Annotated in this window: 18 protein-coding genes and 1 pseudogene; 8 read left to right on the top strand and 11 right to left on the bottom strand. The window is 64.7% G+C overall.

Going from position 1 to position 17050, the window contains the following annotated elements; genetic code table 11:
* Nucleotides 1–604 precede the first annotated feature (604 nt).
* Both KVF90_RS04045 and KVF90_RS04040 read right to left on the bottom strand, forming a co-directional pair.
* Complete coding sequence (locus tag KVF90_RS04045; RefSeq protein WP_264393569.1) at nucleotides 605–1222, bottom strand: hypothetical protein; 618 nt, start codon at nucleotides 1220–1222, stop codon at nucleotides 605–607.
* A 149-nt stretch (nucleotides 1223–1371) separates the two neighbouring features.
* Nucleotides 1372–2991: an AMP-binding protein gene (locus KVF90_RS04040; protein WP_264393568.1), complete on the bottom strand. Its 1620-nt coding sequence runs from the start codon at nucleotides 2989–2991 to the stop codon at nucleotides 1372–1374.
* Between the two features lie 133 nt (nucleotides 2992–3124).
* Between KVF90_RS04040 and KVF90_RS04035 the strand changes: the two genes are divergently transcribed.
* Entirely contained in the window at nucleotides 3125–3934 is an 810-nt protein-coding gene (locus KVF90_RS04035; RefSeq protein WP_264393567.1) for a helix-turn-helix transcriptional regulator, read from the top strand.
* Nucleotides 3935–4161: 227 nt separating this feature from the next.
* Here KVF90_RS04035 and KVF90_RS04030 read toward each other — a convergent pair whose 3' ends face one another.
* Complete coding sequence (locus tag KVF90_RS04030; protein WP_264393566.1) at nucleotides 4162–4695, bottom strand: VOC family protein; 534 nt, start codon at nucleotides 4693–4695, stop codon at nucleotides 4162–4164.
* A 123-nt stretch (nucleotides 4696–4818) separates the two neighbouring features.
* On the opposite strand from KVF90_RS04030, the gene KVF90_RS04025 reads away from it, so the two are divergent.
* The 4 genes from KVF90_RS04025 to KVF90_RS04010 all read left to right on the top strand — a co-directional run bounded on the left by KVF90_RS04025 (nucleotide 4819) and on the right by KVF90_RS04010 (nucleotide 8428).
* Entirely contained in the window at nucleotides 4819–6246 is a 1428-nt protein-coding gene (locus tag KVF90_RS04025; RefSeq protein WP_264393565.1) for an aromatic ring-hydroxylating oxygenase subunit alpha, read from the top strand.
* Between the two features lie 5 nt (nucleotides 6247–6251).
* A complete protein-coding gene (locus KVF90_RS04020) occupies nucleotides 6252–7007 on the top strand; it encodes an SDR family NAD(P)-dependent oxidoreductase (protein WP_264393564.1) in 756 nt (251 codons plus the stop codon).
* 90 nt (nucleotides 7008–7097) lie between these two features.
* Entirely contained in the window at nucleotides 7098–7895 is a 798-nt protein-coding gene (locus KVF90_RS04015) for a sugar phosphate isomerase/epimerase family protein (protein ID WP_264393563.1), read from the top strand.
* Nucleotides 7892–8428, top strand: coding sequence for a VOC family protein (locus KVF90_RS04010; protein ID WP_264393562.1), 537 nt, complete (start codon nucleotides 7892–7894; stop codon nucleotides 8426–8428). Before KVF90_RS04015 ends, KVF90_RS04010 begins: the two co-directional genes overlap by 4 nt.
* On the opposite strand, the gene KVF90_RS04005 is transcribed toward KVF90_RS04010, so the two are convergent.
* The 4 genes from KVF90_RS04005 to nadB all read right to left on the bottom strand — a co-directional run bounded on the left by KVF90_RS04005 (nucleotide 8429) and on the right by nadB (nucleotide 12488).
* Nucleotides 8429–9319 carry an alpha/beta fold hydrolase gene (locus KVF90_RS04005; protein WP_264393561.1) on the bottom strand — a complete coding sequence of 297 codons (891 nt, stop codon included), beginning with the start codon at nucleotides 9317–9319 and terminating at the stop codon, nucleotides 8429–8431.
* Nucleotides 9320–9353: 34 nt separating this feature from the next.
* A complete protein-coding gene (locus KVF90_RS04000) occupies nucleotides 9354–10289 on the bottom strand; it encodes a TraB/GumN family protein (protein ID WP_264393560.1) in 936 nt (311 codons plus the stop codon).
* Nucleotides 10290–10461: 172 nt separating this feature from the next.
* Nucleotides 10462–10875 carry a hypothetical protein gene (locus KVF90_RS03995; RefSeq protein ID WP_264393559.1) on the bottom strand — a complete coding sequence of 138 codons (414 nt, stop codon included), beginning with the start codon at nucleotides 10873–10875 and terminating at the stop codon, nucleotides 10462–10464.
* Nucleotides 10872–12488, bottom strand: a complete 1617-nt coding sequence (gene nadB, locus KVF90_RS03990; RefSeq protein ID WP_264393558.1) for an L-aspartate oxidase — start codon at nucleotides 12486–12488, stop codon at nucleotides 10872–10874. Before nadB ends, KVF90_RS03995 begins: the two co-directional genes overlap by 4 nt.
* Nucleotides 12489–12707: 219 nt before the next feature.
* On the opposite strand from nadB, the gene KVF90_RS03985 reads away from it, so the two are divergent.
* A complete protein-coding gene (locus KVF90_RS03985; protein WP_264393557.1) occupies nucleotides 12708–12896 on the top strand; it encodes a hypothetical protein in 189 nt (62 codons plus the stop codon).
* Here the strand turns inward: KVF90_RS03985 and KVF90_RS03980 are convergent.
* The gene (locus tag KVF90_RS03980) at nucleotides 12893–13858 is read right to left on the bottom strand and encodes an ABC transporter ATP-binding protein (RefSeq protein WP_264393556.1); all 966 of its coding nucleotides are present in this window, start codon (nucleotides 13856–13858) and stop codon (nucleotides 12893–12895) included. The genes KVF90_RS03985 and KVF90_RS03980 overlap by 4 nt on opposite strands.
* Nucleotides 13859–13930: 72 nt before the next feature.
* Between KVF90_RS03980 and KVF90_RS03975 the strand changes: the two genes are divergently transcribed.
* Both KVF90_RS03975 and KVF90_RS03970 read left to right on the top strand, forming a co-directional pair.
* Entirely contained in the window at nucleotides 13931–14191 is a 261-nt protein-coding gene (locus tag KVF90_RS03975) for a zinc-finger domain-containing protein (RefSeq protein ID WP_264393555.1), read from the top strand.
* Nucleotides 14192–14266: 75 nt separating this feature from the next.
* Nucleotides 14267–14731: a hypothetical protein gene (locus KVF90_RS03970; protein ID WP_264393554.1), complete on the top strand. Its 465-nt coding sequence runs from the start codon at nucleotides 14267–14269 to the stop codon at nucleotides 14729–14731.
* Here the strand turns inward: KVF90_RS03970 and KVF90_RS03965 are convergent.
* From KVF90_RS03965 to KVF90_RS03955, 3 genes and pseudogenes are all read right to left on the bottom strand, one after another.
* The gene (locus KVF90_RS03965; protein ID WP_264393553.1) at nucleotides 14692–15126 is read right to left on the bottom strand and encodes a hypothetical protein; all 435 of its coding nucleotides are present in this window, start codon (nucleotides 15124–15126) and stop codon (nucleotides 14692–14694) included. The two genes, KVF90_RS03970 and KVF90_RS03965, sit on opposite strands and share 40 nt — an antisense overlap.
* 180 nt (nucleotides 15127–15306) lie before the next feature.
* A pseudogene (locus KVF90_RS03960) lies at nucleotides 15307–16314 on the bottom strand (NAD(P)H-dependent flavin oxidoreductase); the annotation flags it as partial.
* 79 nt (nucleotides 16315–16393) lie between these two features.
* Entirely contained in the window at nucleotides 16394–17035 is a 642-nt protein-coding gene (locus tag KVF90_RS03955) for a YceI family protein (RefSeq protein WP_264393552.1), read from the bottom strand.
* Between the last annotated feature and the right edge of the window lie 15 nt (nucleotides 17036–17050).

Genomic DNA, 17050 nt, shown 5'->3' with positions numbered 1-17050 from the left:
TTTGGTCCACAGACTTGCCAACAGCTTGCCCCCTGTTTGGACGTGCTGGCAGGTCGATCAGTCCCATTCGCGGCGCGCCTTGGATCCCCGGGCCAGAGCGAATCTCCCTCCGCATGCCCTCTGCGGGGCGGCGGGAGATTTACCAAGGGTTGGGGGTCCGATTTGCGCCGAACCACTAGATGATGAATCACCTAGGGACTCACGTCAACGGGCGATTAAGCACCTAGTTACCATTCCGAGGGGCCGGAGAGCCCGCCAAAACCCCGCGACGCGTGGAGCAAGCTTGAGTCGCGCGGCCCGCAACCCCCAAACTGAATCTGTGAAGAAAAATATGGTGATTGAATCATTCGAATCCACCCGTGAATCTTTTGCACGGGCCGGGGTTCGAATGTTGCGTGGATAGCCGCTGCGCAATGCGCCTTTGGGGCATGCGCGCATCTGCCGGCCGTTGTTCGGGGCAACGGCTGCTGATCTGGCGCCAGCGCTACCGTCGCCCCATGCGAAGCACAGGGCGACGATCAGGCGGATGTCACATCCTGCCCAACCGAATCATTGCCGCGCGAATCTGAAACATCCCGCGCGCTTCGCGCTTGATCGCCGCGCGTCAGGCCATCGAGACATTTTCCAGGTGGAACTGGAACGGCGTCGCATCTGGACCAGCGCCGCCGCCGGTCATGACAATATCTGCCGAGGCAATGCCGAGCAGGCTGATTTCTGTGTTCACGCTCGAGACGATCGCCGAACTCATGTTCGCTCCCTCGTCAACCTCCGAGGCGACGCCGATCCAGATGGTTGGCGTGAATTGGAACACCGCCTTCATCCCCGGCGCAATCGAAGTCTTTTGCGCAAAGAGACTCCCCGACTTGTAGATATTGGCGCTGATGCTCCCCTTCATCAGACCATTGACCACCTCGATCTCATCGGGCGCGGAGCTCGCTCCGGTCAGGGCCAGATGGTCCCCGGATGCTGTATTCTGTGCCGTGAACTGCTGTCCGGGCTCGGCTTTCAATCTGGGCGAGAAGTTGCCCCAGCTATCGCCCATCGCAACTTGTGAATCGGTGGAATAGACGAAGGGATGGTTTTCTCCCTGACCGCAGAAGCGAATGACCTTCCATGCGACCGCGAATTCTTGCATATCCGTTGCGGTATTCTTCGCAAAAATCACGATTTCACTGTTGTTCGTGTCATTTGAATGATTAATGAAATTCAGCTTGATATTCATTTTCGCGCTCCCCTTTTTCGATCCATCATACCGTAATCAATCGAGAAAACAGGATTCAAGAAAAGCGGGATTCACGCAAGAAGAATTATTTCCGGATTCTTGGCCAAGTGATTTTGGCGATTGTCGAACGGGCGCTCGCGCTTGGCGCTTCAGCCCGCCTCCGCCTCCGCAATGGCCTGCGCGGTCTTGTAATCAGGCTTGCCGTTGTTGAGCCTGAGCGACTGGCCGGTCAGCACGTAGAGGCGCGGGATCTTGTAGCCTGCCAGCCCCGCGCGGGCGTGGGTGTCCAGCGCGGCCTCCAGCCCCTCTGACGCGCCCTCCGGCTGCACCACGGCCACCACCTTGCGGCCAAAGCGCGCATCGGGAAGGCTGACGACGCGCACGTCCTTCACAGCGGGATGATCCAGCAGCACCGCCTCGACCTCCTCGGGGAAGACCTTCTCGCCGCCGGTGTTGATGCACATATTGTCGCGGCCGATGAATTCGAGCGTGCCGTCCGCCGACCAGCGCGCGCGGTCGCCGGTCATCAGCCAGCGCTGGCCGCCGATCACGGGGAAGGTCTGCGCGTTCTTTTCGTCCTCGCCGAGATAGCCGAGCGGTAGCGGCCCGGTGCGCGCGACAATGCCGACGCCGTCGCTGCCGGGGCGGATTTCGTTGAAATGCTCGTCGAACAGCTTGGTCTCGCGCCCGGGCAAGGGCTGGAACTTGCCCCCGCCGCTCGATCCCGCCGCAGTGGTGATGACGATCCCGGTGCCCGAGCTTTCCGAGGAGCCGAGTGCGTCGATGATCATCAGCGAAGGGTGATGGGCGATAAGCCGCTGTTTGAGCACTGGCGATAACACTGCGCCTGACGAGGTGATGCTCCTGAGGCTCGCCAATGCCTCCGCCCCATCCCCGCGCGCATCCAGCCTGTCGGCGAGTGGCAGGGCAAAGGCATCGCCGACGATAAAGATACCGCGCGCGCCAATGCGCTTCACTTCATCCAGCGCCAGATCGGCGTCGAATTTCGGCCCCGGCAGCAGCGCCAGCGTGCCGCCTTTCAGGAGATGGATCACTGCGGTGAACTGCCCCGCGCCGTGCATCAGCGGGCTGAGCAGCAGCATCGGCGAATTGCTGGCGGGGTGATCGGGGCCGATGGCGGCGGCCTGCGCCACTTGCTCGTCGAGGCTGGAAACGATCAGCGGCGGCGTGCCCGGCGGGCGCTGCCACAGCCCGATATTGAACGCGCCCCAGGCCTGATCCATCGGCCACATCACCGCCTTGGGCATGCCCGTGGTGCCGCCGGTCGCGGTGAGGAACAGGGCTTGCGCGTCATCATGGATGGCGAACCCGGCGGGCAGCGCGCTTTCGCAGAGCGCATCCCACTCGGCGCTCCCCACATCCACCGTCAGCGCGCCTTCCGGCATCGCCTCGCGCGCGGCATCGGCAAAGTCGCTCTCGGTGAACAGCGCCTTCAACCCGAAGCGGCTGAAGATGTCCGCCAGCTCGCGGGCCTTGTAGTGGTAGTTCACGTTGACCGGCACCACGCCCGCTTTCACGCAGCCGAAATAGGCGAGCATGTAGTCGGGCGTGTTGCGCAGCATCTGCCCGGCAATGTCTCCGGGCTTCAGCCCCCGCGCGATCAGCCCCGCCGCGATCCGGTCGGTGATGGCGTCAAGCTCGCCCCAGCTGACCACCCGCGTGCCGTGCACCAGCGCGGGCCTGTCCGGCGGGACCGCCGCCGCCAGCGCCTTCACCACAACCCCGAAATTCGCGCCCGCAAATGCCATACTCAGCCACTCTCCCTGTCTCTTTCGCTAGCCCCCGCCGCCCGCGCTTTCCCCTAGGTAAATAATGAGGACATTCCGGAAAATTGCGGTAATCTCCCGAATCAGAAAACAAACAGAGGAGCAAGGGCGGTCAATGGCTACCAATGTTGTCGAACTGCGCACGCCGCAAGGCCGCGAGTCGCTCGATCTGCTGCTCGAACAGGTGACCATCACCTGTCCCGAGGACATCCACGATGCCGCCGTGGCGCTCGCCCGCATCGCGCAGGAACGCGGGATGCAGATCGCGGTCTGCGACGACATCTCCTCCAAGGAACCGATGGTCGATGCCGATGGCACGATCCTCAACGCCGATATCTTCCGCTGGCTGGATGACGGCGCGCGCTGGTGGGAGGATCATCGGCTCGCCCTGCATTCGCCGCTGCCGCGTGCCTGCCGCTATGAAAGCGAGCCCTTCTGGGCCAACCGCCACGGTTTCAACACCCGCTGGCGCAACTCCTACCTCGGCGAGATCGACCTTGCCGACTTCGAGAAGCGCGCGCTGTGCAAGGCGGCAATCGTGGTGCCGGTGCACCTGCCGTTCGGCCAGATTTCCGCGAGCAGCTTCATTTCGATGGACCGCGAGAAGGAAGACCTCTCGGCCGAGTTCGCCGAATATGGCGCGCTGTTCGCGATGGTCACGCGGTGCTTCGTGGCAGGCTACGTGCAGGCCAACCGCACCAAGCGGCGCATCCCGTCCGACTGCGTGCTCTCCAAGCGCGAGGTCGAGTGCCTGCGCTGGGCCGCGATCGGCAAGACCGACAAGGAGATCAGCATGATCCTCAACCGGTCACACGCCACGATCCGCTACCACATCCACCGCGCGGGCGAGAAGCTGGACAGCGTGAACCGCGCCCAGACGATCTTCAAGGCCGGGCAGCTGGGGTATCTGGGGGCGTCTGATTAGAGAACGCGCCTCCGCGCGTTCCTCCTCGGTGCGTTTCGATCCCTGCGGGATCGAGCACCTGCGGGCGTCCGGTCGGCCTTGCGGGCCTGCGGCCCGGATCAGTGCATCATTGCAAGGGAGAGCGGGCTCGGCGCCGCAGGCGTCGCAAGGGCGACCGCCCGCCCGCAGCGGGCGCAGCTTTGCTGCGCGTCTAGCGAGGACCGCGCGCCCGGAGGGGCGTGCGGAAATCAAAAACGGCGAAGCGGCTCCGTCCCATCCCAGCCCACGCCGGCAGCCTTGATCATCCCGAACAGGTCCGGCCCGTCCTTGGCCTGCTGGAGAATCTCCACCAGCGTCCCCGGCCCGCCCCCTGCATCGACATAGATCGCCTGACTGGTGCCAAACGTCCCTTCGATCATCACTTCGGCGCCGGACTCCTCGCAGACCCGCCGCGCCTCCGCGATATCGTCAACCAGAATGCACACGTGGTGGAGGCCATTACCCGTGGCCCCGTACTCGCCGGTATAGACCGAAGGGTGATTGTCGCGCGGGCGGATCAGCTCGATCTGCAAGTCGCCCCAATAGGCCAGCGCCAGATCGAACACCGCATCGGTCGGCTGCCCGCGGTATTTCATGCCATCGAGATGGATGCCCTCGATGATGTAGAACGGGCCGACGCCCATCGTTTCTGTCCAGTGCTTCACCGCCGCGTCGAAATCCTCCGGCACGTAGGCCAGCTGCATGATGTCGCCCAAGGCGGCGATTGACCCGGGTAAAGCCATGTTCCTCTCCAATCCGATAGGGTGACCCTCGGCGAGACTGTGTGATATTCCCCCCACGAGACACTGCACAAAGTGCGAGGACGAGAGGCGGGGACAAGCCCCCGAGAGGACCGGACAAGCCCAATGAACGAGATCAAAGATATCGCCCGCGCCGACCGCTGCCCGGGGATCAGCTATACCGACATGCTCAACGGCGATACCCGCCGCGCGCCCGATTACCTGTTCGAGGAAACCACCATCGAAATGGGCGACGATCCCTTGCCGGTCGCGCCCTATATCTCGGAAGAATTCGCCGCGCTGGAACGCGAGAAGCTGTGGCCCAACGTCTGGCTGTTCGCCGCGCGCGAGGACGAGCTGCCGGACGTGGGCGACACGGTCGTCTTCGACATTGCGGGCAAAAGCTTCCTGCTGATCCGCCAGAAGGATGGCGGCGTGAAGGCCTTCTACAACGCCTGCCTCCACCGCGGGCGCAAGCTGCGCACCGAAAGCGGCAATTCGGTGCAATTGCGCTGCCCGTTCCACGGCTTCACCTGGCGCAATGACGGGAGCCTCAAGGAAATCCCCTGCGCCTGGGACTTCAAGCATCTCGAAGGCAAGGAGATGAGCCTGCCCGAAGCCCGGATCGAGCTGTGGCAGGGCTTCGTCATGCTGACCGAGAACCACAGACTGCCCGATTTCAAGACGTGGCTCGGCCCGGCGGCCTCGCATTACGAGCGCTATGATTTCGGCAACCGCTACACCGGGATGTGGGTGCAGAAGAAAATCCCCGCCAACTGGAAGGCGACTGCCGAGGCCTTCATGGAAGCCTGGCATTCGATCACCACGCACCCGCAGCTGCTCGCCTTCCTCGGCGATGCCAACACGCGGTACGACCTGATCGGCGATCACTTCAACCGCGCGATCACGCCGTCGGGCGTGCTGAGCCCGCACGTGAAGGGCAAGAATTCGGACTACGTGCTGGAGAAGATGAACGAGTTCTCCGGCGGGGCCGATGCCAAGACCAACCGCCGCTTCAACGCCAGCGAGGAACCGGCGGAAGGCTATGATGCTGCCGATCCGCTCGGCGCGCGCAAGGTGCTGGCAGAGGCGGGGCGCAAGGGCTTTGCCGAGAACTACGGCTATGATTACTCGGACGCGGCCGACACCGAGATTCTCGACAACTTCACCTACAACATCTTCCCCAACTTCGCGCCGTGGATCGGCTTCCTGCCGACGCTGGTGTACCGCTGGCTGCCCGGCGACACGCCCGACTGGTGCATCATGGAAATCCGCCTGCTGTTCCCCACCCCCAAGGGTCAGGAACGTCCGCGCGCGGTGACGCCCACCTATATCCCCGATGACGAACCCTTCGCCTGGGCCAACGACATCATGGGCCCGCAGCTTGCCAATGTGTTCGATCAGGACATGGCCAACCTGCCTTACGTGCAGGAAGGCATGAAGAGCATGCGCGACGGGTTGATGGAACTGGGCCATTATCAGGACAGCCGGGTGCGGCATTTCCAGACCACGCTGATGAAATATGTGAACGGGGAGCTGCCTGCGGCTAAGTGACCGCCATGGGCTTCTCCTTCGAACTCACCGGGCGCACCGCGCTCATCACCGGCGCATCTTCCGGACTTGGCACCCGTTTCGGGCGAATTCTCGCTGCGAGCGGCGCGAATGTGGCGCTGGGCGCGCGGCGGGTCGACCGGCTGGAGGAACTGGCCGACCGCATCGGCGCGAAAGCCTGCCCCGTGCAAATGGACGTCGCGCGCGAGGCAGACATCATCGCCGGGTTCGACGCGGCGGAAGCGGCATTTGGCTCCCCGGTCGATACCGTGATCGCCAATGCGGGTGTCGATGGCGCAGGCATGGCGACCACCATCTCCGAAGAGGAGATCGAACACACCCTCGCCATCAACCTCAAAGGCGCGATCCTGACCGCACGTGAGGGCGCCAAGCGGATGATGGCGCATGGCGTCACAAAGGGCCGCATCGTGCTGATCGCCTCGATCACGGCGTTCGAGCCTTCTCCCGGCCTCGTCGCCTATGCGGCGTCCAAGGCGGGCGTGGTGCAGGCGGGCCGCACGCTGGGGCGCGAATGGGCGCGGGCCGGGATCAACGTCAACACCGTCTCCCCCGGCTATATCCGCACCGCGATCAACGACGAATGGTTCGATACCGAGCCCGGCAAGAAGCAGATCGCCCGCTTCCCCAAGCGCCGCCTGATGGACGAACAGGGGCTGGATGCGATGATCCTGTTCCTCTGCTCGGACGCCTCGGAGTTCGTGACGGGGACCGATTTCGTGCTCGACGACGGGCAGACATTGTAATGCGTTTTCGGTTCAAGCTGACGCGAACCGAAAAGCACGCTCAAGCGCCGCGCGGGCTTAGTCGCGCTATCCCTGCGGGAACCGCTCCCCATGCCTAATCGCCTCATCTCCCTCGCCGCCGGGATCATGCCCGAAGCCACACCGGCCCAGCTGATCGAAGCCGCCGCCGCAAGCGATTTCGACTTCGGCGGCATGTGGGCCGAGCGCGAGACGTGGACCCCCGCAACCACCCGCGCGATCCGGCAACAGGCGCGCGATGCGGGGGTTGAACTGCTCGATCTGGAAGTCGCGTGGATCATGCCCGGCGCGCCCGATCCGTGGCTTTGCGAGCTGGTCGACATCGCCGCAGAACTGGGCGCGCGGAACCTGCTCTGCGTCTCCAGCGATCCCGACATGGCCGCCACCACCGCCAAGTTTCAGGCGATGGTGGACCGCGCGAAGGGCACCGGAGTCAGGGTGAATCTCGAATTCGGCATCTTCACCGAGGTGAAGACGATCCACATGGCCCGCGCGGTCCTCGAAGGCGTGGAGGGCGAGGCCAAGGCGCTGCTGATCGATACGCTGCACTGGGCGCGATCGGGCGGGACGGCGGAGGATTTGGCGGCGATCCCGCGCGAGTGGCTGTCCTATTGCCAGCCCTGCGATGCGCCTGCCGACCCGCCCGACCTGACGGATTTCGACGCGATCATCGACGATGCGATCAACCGCCGGATGCCATTGGGCTATGGCGGCCTGCCGCTCGGCGCGATGGTCGACGCCCTGCCCGCACATCTGCCAATGGCCATTGAGGAACGCTCCGCGGCCCTGCGCGACGCCTTCCCCGACCTCAACGAACGCGCCCGCGCATGCGCCCGCACCAGCAGGGCGTGGCTCGACAGCCGCGCATGAGCATCCTCCCCGTCACGCTGGTGCAGATGGCGTTTCTCGTGCCGAACCTTGAAGAAGGCTGCGCCGCTCTCAATCGTGCCTATGGCTGGGGGCCGTTCCTCGGCGGGACCGAGGGGGTACTGGCCGATCACGTCTATCGCGGCCAGCCCGCCGACCCGATCCGCATCCGCGGCGTCTTCGTGCAGACCGGCACGATCAATGTCGAGGTGATCGAGGTCGTCTCGGAAGCACCCTCAGCCTTTCACGAGATGCTGCGCGCCGACGGCCAGCCCGTGCTCCACCACTGCGCGACCTTTGCCGCCGATTATGCGGGCACGCGCGACCATCTGGTGGCGGCCGGCTATCCGGTGGTCAGCGAGTTCGGCTTTGCGGGGCACCGGATCTGCTACGTCGATACGCGGCCGCTGCTCGGCTACATGACCGAAATCTATCCCGATCTGCCGATCATCCGCGCGATGTATGCCGAAACGGTCGAGGCCACCACCGCGCGCCCGGGCGATCCGGCAATCAGCCCCTTCACCAGCACGCGCTGATTACCCCCCGCGCGCATGGGTGGCGATTTCGCTCGCGATGCGTGGCACCAGCACCAGCGGCAGATCGTGGCCCCAACCGGGGATCGTCACCAGCCGCGCGCCGGAGATGTGCCGCGCGGTGTCCTCTCCCGCCTCCAGCTTGACCAGCGGATCGGCCTCGCCATGCATCACCAGCGTCGGCACGGTCACGCTGGCGAGCCGCGAGCGGCGGCAGCCATCGTCGATGATCGCGGCCAACTGGCGCGGCAGGCCCGCCGGATAGACCGAGCGGCGCATGTTCAGCAGCACCCGATCGCGCTGCTGTTCGGGATCGAAGGGGTAGCCCGGGCTGCCGATATTCTTCGCGATGTTGAGGCCGTGGGCGACCAGCGATTCCTCCTCCATGCTCTTGATCGGCGCCACCAGCGCGTCGATCGCGTGCTTTTCCGCCTGGGGCAGCTTGCCATTGCCGGTGGTCGACATGATCGAGGTGAGGCTCGCCAGCCGTTCGCCGTGATGCACCGCCATCAGCTGCGCGATCATCCCGCCCATCGACGCGCCAACCACGTGGGCGCGCGCGATCCCCAGCGCGTCGAGCAGCCCGATCCCGTCATCGGCCATGTCCTTGAGGGTGTAGGGCACCCGCGCCGGAAAGCCGATCTTCTTGCGCAGCACCTGCACCGGCAGGCTGGGCGCGCGCGCGCCTTCAAACTTCTGGCTGAGGCCGATATCGCGGTTGTCGTAGCGGATCACCCGGAACCCGTCGCCCACCAGCGCCGCCACCAGCTCGTCCGGCCACAGCGTCATCTGCGCGCCGAGGCCCATCACCAGCAGGATCGCCTCATGCGAGGGATCACCCCGATCTTCGTAGAAAATCTCGATGCCAGTGTTGGGGGTGGTGATGGTGGGCATGATGCGGGCTGATCCTCTGGTCAGGCCCGGATGGTCACTTCCATTCGGGTCCGGATATATCGAAGCCGCGTGCGTCCAATTGGTCAAGCACTCCGCCGCTTTCCGCCAACACTCGCAAAGGCACCACAGCGAGGGTTGTGCCCTTGGCGGTGCTGACTTCTGCGATCTTCTCGACCCAGATGGTCCTCAATTCACTGCCCAAAGTATCATCCGCCCATGGCCAGCACTGGCCGAGCGCGCTTTCCAGCGGGTTCGCCATCACCGAGGGAATATCATACCGCCGCCAGTCGGAAGCGCGCTTTTCGACGATATCGGGGCCAGCCTCGACCGCGTCCATCGCCGCGGTGAGGCAGGGGATGTGCGCAGTGGGCGGCGCATCGGCGAGGTTGTCGATGATATCCTCGCCCCGCAAGGTGGCCGCGCGGGTGGTCGGCACCTTGGCCTTGTCGGCCGCTTTCTCCACGACCTCCGAAGCATCGTCCGCGGTGTCGCGGTTGAAGCGCAGTTCCTTGCGCAACATTTCGAAGGAGGTGAGCAGGAAGGACTGGCGGGTGTAATCCTGCTCATGCGCCGTGCCCAGCGCGGACAGACGCGCCCATTGTTCCGGCGTCAGATATTCGCTCGCCACGGTCTTGTCCGGCAGCTTGGTGAACTTCGAGCCGGAGAAGATCAGCCGCAGCACATCCCCCGGAGAGACCTTGGGCCGCGCGCCGAGGATCACCCGGTCCGCCTGCGAGGTCGCCTCGCGCAAGCGGTCGGGCTGCCACGGGGTGGTCTTGGGGATCGCCCGGATCTCGCCGACGAGGATGATGGTGCCGGTGGGGGTATCAATGGTCCACATCGGCGCGCCGGACCGCTGCGCGGTGACGACGATCGAATTCTCCGGGGCGTTTTCGGATGCGGCGGAGTCTTGGGCGGCGAGGGGGATGGCGATGGCGGCCAAGCAGACGAAAGACAGTAACATTTTCATTGCAGCGCACCTTTGAGAAATATCCCGCGCGCAGTTAACCGCTGGCAGATGAACCCCAACAGAACTTCCCACTACCGTTCATGCTGAGCGTGTCGAAGCATTGCTCTTTCTTCCAACGCCAGTTCCGAAGAGAAAAGCAGCCCTTCGACAAGCTCAGGGCGAACGGAAGGGTCTATTTCACAACGCCGGCCGCCTGCCGCTCGACACACTCATCACCCCGAAAAGTGCGATCCGGCTCCGGAAAGCCTCCCCACTTTCTCTCAGTCAGCTCCTTGAAATTCGCACTAAGTTGCTCGTCACCATTGGTCGTCAACATGGCAATGATCCGCATCGGGCGCCCAGGCTCCCACGATTCGCTCGAGAAATCCATGGAAGCATGAGCGCCGAATAGTTTGCTTGCGTTGAACCCCACGCCGTATTTGTGCTTTTCGACTTCGTAGCCATTCCGTTCGAACAGATTGACGAAATCAGCTTCGACGATGTGGCGCTGGTTCAGGTCTTCAAGGCAAATGAGGGCGATGTAGTCAGGCTCACCGCCAGAACAGCCTGCCAAAGCAAGCAGGCTGATCGCGGCGAGGCATCTCACGGCACCAACACCGTATCCCGCGGCTCATCCGCCAGTTCGGGATAATCGAGCGTATAGTGCAGCCCCCGGCTCTCCTTGCGGCGCAGCGCGGACGTCACGATCAGCTCCGCTGACTGCAACAGATTTCTCAATTCAATCAGATCTGTAGTGACCCGGAACGCGCCGTAGTAATCTTCCACCTCGCGCTTCAGCAGTTCAATTCGGCTGGCGGCGCGCTCCAGCCGTTTGGTGGTGCGCACGATGCCGACGTAGTTCCACATGAAGCGGCGGATTTCGGTCCAGTTCTGCTTGATCACGACTTCCTCGTCGGAATCGGTCACGCGGCTTTCGTCCCACGGCAGGATCGCAGGGGGCGCTTCCAGCGTGTCCCAGCGGGCGAGGATGTCCTGCGCCGCCGCTTCGCCGAACACGAAGCATTCGAGCAGGCTGTTGGATGCCAACCGGTTTGCGCCGTGGAGGCCGCTTTCAGTGCATTCGCCCGCCGCCCACAGCCCCGGCACATCGGTGCGCGCATCCAGCCCCACCACCACGCCGCCGCAGGTGTAGTGCTGCGCGGGGACGACCGGGATCGGCTGGGCGGTCATGTCGATGCCCAGACCCATCAGCTTGTCGTAGATCGTCGGGAAATGCCCCTTCACGAACTCGGCCGGCTGATGGCTGATATCGAGGTGGACGTAATCGAGGCCGAAGCGCTTGATCTGGTCGTCAATCGCTCTCGCCACCACATCACGAGGCGCAAGCTCCATCCGCTCGGGGTCATAATCGACCATGAAGCGGCGGCCGGTTTCGGGGTGGAGCAGATGCCCGCCCTCGCCGCGGACGGCTTCGGTGATGAGGAAGTTCTTCACGTCGAGATTGTAGAGGCAGGTCGGGTGGAACTGCATCATCTCCATGTTGGAGACGCGCGCGCCTGCCCGCCATGCCATCGCGATCCCGTCCCCCGTCGCGCCGCGCGGGGCGGTGGAGAACTGGTAGACGCGTCCGGCGCCTCCCGTGGCGAGGATCGTGGCGCGGGCGACATGACGTTCGACCCGCCCGGTTGCCTCGTCGAGCGCATAGACCCCCCACACGCGGCCAGCGGCAGAGAACTGCTCACGGTGGCGATCAGTGATGAAGTCGATGCAGGTGCGCCCCGGCAGCAGGGTGATGTTGGGGTGGGCCTCGGCCGCCTTGACCAGCGCCGATTGCACCGCCCAGCCGGTGGCGTCATCGACATGGACGATCCGGCGGTGCGAATGGCCGCCCTCGCGGGTCAGGTGCAGGCTGTCCGCATCGCGGTTGAACGGCACGCCAAGCTCGCACAGCCGGTCGATCGACTGCGGCGCACGCTCGATCACGAACTCGACGGTGGCAAGGTCGTTCAGCCCCGCGCCTGCGACCATCGTGTCGCGCACGTGATTGTCGAAGGTGTCGCCCGTATCGAGCACGGCGGCGATCCCGCCCTGCGCCCAGGCGGTCGACCCACCGGTGAGCGAGCCCTTGGCCAGCACCAGCACCCGCCGTTCCTCGGCCAGCGCCAGCGCCGCGGTCAGCCCCGCCGCACCCGATCCGATCACCAGCACATCATGCGCCAGAGTGTTATGTGGCTGTCGCACTGCGTTCTCAATCGCCATGTCTGCGCCATGCCGCGCATTTGCAACCTGAGCAAGGGTGAGCGCGCAGGTGAGGGCGGCAGCCCCAGCCTCCGGCAAAATTGACATAGGTTGTTTTTCCTATGTCTTCGCGCGCGGTGCCGCTAATGATCCGCCGTCGCGCATCCCGACCCGAAGGCGGGCGGAGTGTGGGCCCCGGAAAGTCGCATTGCCTATCCTCTCACTCAGGCGGTTTGGTCGATGTCTTTAGTCTCTCGCCTCGCATGTCTGTTCAACCGGCACGATCCCCTTCGCCGCGACGTGAAGTGGGACGGGGTCACCTATGTCGGAGAATGCCGCCATTGCGGCACGACGATCATCCGGATGAGCCGTCGCAAATGGCGCAAGCACATACCCGCCGATCCCGAGGCCGATAGCTCCGTCGGTTAACCGTCGGCAGCGCCCGTCAGCTGCACGAAGACATCTTCCAGGTCGGCTTCGCGGGTGGTGACATCCTCGATGGTGAGGCCCTCGCCTTGGAGGATCGCGAGCACCTGACCGGCGCTGAGGCGATCCTTGTCATAGGTCACTTCGACCGCGCGCGCGCCGTCCCATTCGACCTTGGCGAAGGCTTCGTGTGCGGGTGCGGCGGTCAGATCGGCGGCGGCGGTGACGGCGACGATCTTCTCGCGCGCCATTTCGACCAGCTCGCGGGTCGGCTTGTTGGCGATCAGCTTGCCGTGATTGATGATCGCGATGCGGTCACACAGCTCTTCGGCCTCTTCGAGGTAGTGGGTGGTGAGCACCACGGTCACGCCGTCGCGGTTCAGTTCGCTGACCAGCTCCCACAATTGGCGGCGCAGATCGACATCGACCCCGGCGGTCGGCTCATCCAGCACCAGGATCGGCGGGGAATGCACCATCGCCTTGGCGACCAGCAGCCGCCGCTTCATCCCGCCCGACAGCGTGCGGGCATAGGCATTGCGCTTGTCGGCCAGCCGCACCGCTTCGAGCAGCGCCTCGCTGCGGCGCAGGGCGGCGGTGATGCCGTAGAAGCCCGCCTGATTCTCCAGCACCTCGAACGGCGTGAAGAAGGGATCGAACACGATCTCCTGCGGCACGATCCCGATCGAACGGCTGGCATTGCGCCGGTCGCGGTCGATATCGAAGCCCCAGATCTCGGCGGTGCCGCTGGTCTTGGTGACCAGCCCCGCCAGAACGTTGATCAGCGTCGATTTGCCCGCGCCATTGGGGCCGAGCAGCCCAAAGATCGAACCCTCCGGCACATCGAAGCTGACGCCGCCCAGCGCCAGCTTGCCTTCGGTCATGGTCCCGTTGGCCCCCTTGGCAGGGGCGTAGCGCTTGGCGAGGTTTTCGATGCGGATGGCGGGCTCGGCTGGCGTCGGGTACATGGGGGCACGCCTAGGCAAGGCAGGCCGCAAAGGCAATTGAACTCGCGCAGAGCTGCCTGTATCGGCAGGCGCATGAGCATTCCTCCTCCTGAAGTCATGATCGTCGATACCCGCCGCGTCTCGTGCGACGGGGCCAGCGGCATCCGCGGCGGCGCGGGATATCGCCCGGCGGCGCTGGGCCATCCGCGCGTGTTCCTCGAGATCGACGAGCATGGCTATGTCGACTGCGGCTATTGCGACCGCCGCTTCGTGCTGCGCGGCGGCCCTGCCGATGGCGCGGATCAGGCGGAGCTGCCCGATATCGCATCGGGTGCGAGCAACGCGCGCGCCTGACAGGGCACCCGCGCTCAGCCTCGGTTAAGGCGCGGTGTGGCCAAGTGCGGCATCACGATTCGAAAGGATCACGCCATGAACCGTTTCCGCCTTGCCCTTACCGCCGCCCTGCCGCTGGCACTGACTGGCCTGCCGATCGCGCCGCTTGCTGCCGATGCGCCGCAGGCCGACGTCAGCACGGATGTTCCCCCGCCGCCGACCAAGGGCGAACTGCGCCTCGCCAAACTGCTTGAAGGGCGGGTTGCCGGAGAGCCCACGCGCTGCATTCGCACGCTGCCGAATGTGCGGATGCAGACCATCGATGGCGTCGCCTATGTCTATGGTTCGGGCAACACGATCTATGTCCAGCGCACCCGCGATCCGGACCAGATCAATGATAATGACGCGCTGGTCACCAACCGTTTCAACGGCACCGAGCTGTGCCGGCTGGACGTGATGACCACCATCAACCGGTTCAACGGCATCTTCACCGGCGCGGTGTTCTTCGAGGACTTCGTTCCCTACACCCGCGTGAAGCCCGAGGCTGGCGGCGAGGGCTGATCCGTGACATCGGCCACCAGCAAGGGGCCGCTGTCACCATCCCGGCGGTCACCATCTCCTGCATGCGGCCGTAGACTGTAATCCAGCGCGGCCCCGTGCAGTGAGTTCAGCACCCGCTCCGCGCGGCGATAGGCGGTAATTTCTGCATGAACCTCGCCCAGTGACGCTTCGGTGTGCATCGTCACCTGCCGCTGGGCTTGCGCTGCATGCGGGTGGGGGATCGCTGCGCCATCCTGCACGTCTTCGCCGGGCATGGCGGGGGCTTCAGCGTCCTGCGGCACGGCAGCATCAAAGGACGGCGAGATACCCCCCTGCCAGCGCCCTAGCGCCCAGGCGGCCAGTGCCACGCACATCATGACGCCGCCCAGCGCTGCCGGTCCTGCCGAGATATCCATGCCAACCTTCCGTCCAAGCCGTCCGGGTGGCATCGCTTAGCCTACCGGGCAATGATCCGCGCGCGCGCGTCCCGAGAATCGGCATGGCGCAAGGCGCATCGTGCCGCAGGGCGGCATTGGAGAGAATGCGGGGGTTTACCTAGGGATTCGCCCTTATGTCTTGTCCCCGGACAAAGCGTTTCAGGCTCGCGCCATGGCCTGCATACGGGCGATGATTTCCTCGGCCTGGAGCATGATCCGGTCGATAAGTTCCTGACAGGTCGGGATATCGTGGATCAGCCCGGCCACCATGCCGCAGCTCCACGCGCCCGCGTCCATCGTGCCTTCGGTCATGATCTTCGGGTAAACCCCGGCAACCTCGGGCAGGATATCCTGAATGGTGATGGTATCGCCCAGCTCCTTCTCCTTGAGGATCAGGCGCTCGACCGCCGCGTTGTTGAGCACGCGTTCGGTATTGCGCAGCGGGCGCATCACCAGCCGCGTGTCGAGTTCACTTGCCGCCAGAATCGCCTGCTTCACGTTCTCGTGCACCGGGGCTTCCTTGGTGGCGATGAAGCGGGTGCCCATGTTCATCCCCTGCGCACCCATGGCGAGGCTGGCGACCAGACTGCGCCCGTCAGCCATGCCGCCGCTGGAGACGAACGGGATTTCCAGCTCGTCCGCCGCGCGCGGCAGCAGAATGAAATTGGGCACGTCATCCTCGCCCGGGTGGCCGCCGCATTCGAACCCGTCAACGCTCACCGCATCGCAGCCGATGTCCTGCGCCTTCAGCGAGTGGCGCACGGAAGTGCACTTGTGGATCACCTTGATCCCCGCATCCTTGAGCGGCGGCAGCAGATCGACCGGATTGCGCCCGGCGGTTTCCACCACCTTCACCCCGCCTTCGATCACCGCCTTCACAAGGCCCGGATAATCGGGCGGGGTCAGCGTGGGCAGGATGGTGAGGTTCACGCCGAAGGGCTTGTCGGTCATGTCCTTGCAGCGCGCGATTTCATTCGCCAGCTTTTCGGGCGTGCCCTGCGTGAGGCCGGTGATGATCCCGAGGCCCCCCGCGTTGGAGACAGCCGCGGCCATCTCGGCGAACCCGACATAGTGCATCCCCCCTTGAATGATGGGGTGCTGGATGCCGAACATTTCGGTGATCGCGGTCTTCATGGCGTGGTCTCTCCCGTGCAAAGCTGTGTTTGCGGGGCAGACAAGCCGAGTTGGCGTCCGCTTTCAAGCCTGCTTTTGGGGAGGATTTGGCCGGATCGCGCGCGCCGTAGCGTCAGCCGCGCCTGAAGGTAAGCGTGAAGGTCACCGGCACGGCCGGCGTGATCGAGGGAAGCTGCGCCAGCGCGCGCAATTCGCCCAATTCGTCGGTCAGGCCGAACATGTCGGTGGAGATGATGACCGGCGCGGTCGGCACCACCATCACGCGGTCGGCGGTGACGCGGGTGACCATCACGGCGGTCTCGATCTCGCCGGTCGCGCCCTTGATCATCACGCTCGCCTTCAAGGGGCGGGTCAGCGACTGGCCGACCGCCAACCCGGCAAAGGCCGCCGGGTCCAGCTTTGCCGTCACCGTCGCCTTGGGGTTTTCGCCCACGCCGAAGAAGATCTCGCGCATCCGTTCATCGCGGATCTCGACCCCGGTGTTGACCGAGGACAGGTCGATATCGAGGCTCGCCGTGCCATCGGGCGCGACGCTGCCGCTGATCCGGTCGAAGCGGTTGGGCTCGGCCAACTCGCCCGCCTTGATCGAAACATAGCTGAGCCGCGACCCCGCCGGATCGAGCGCCCATGTGCCTTCGGTCAGCGGGGCAGGCGCGGTCGCCTCGCCGGTGGGCGCAGCGGCCGGCTGTTCGGCGCAGGCAGCAAGGCCCAGAGCGATGAGGGCTGCCAGAGGGAGTGTGCGAAGGTTCGGCATCACGATTTGGCGGCC

Origin of the sequence: Porphyrobacter sp. ULC335 (assembly GCF_025917005.1) — a bacterium.
GTDB lineage: Bacteria > Pseudomonadota > Alphaproteobacteria > Sphingomonadales > Sphingomonadaceae > Erythrobacter.
Note: the sequence above shows the minus strand (reverse complement) of the source record. Positions and strands in the feature narration are given on the sequence as shown.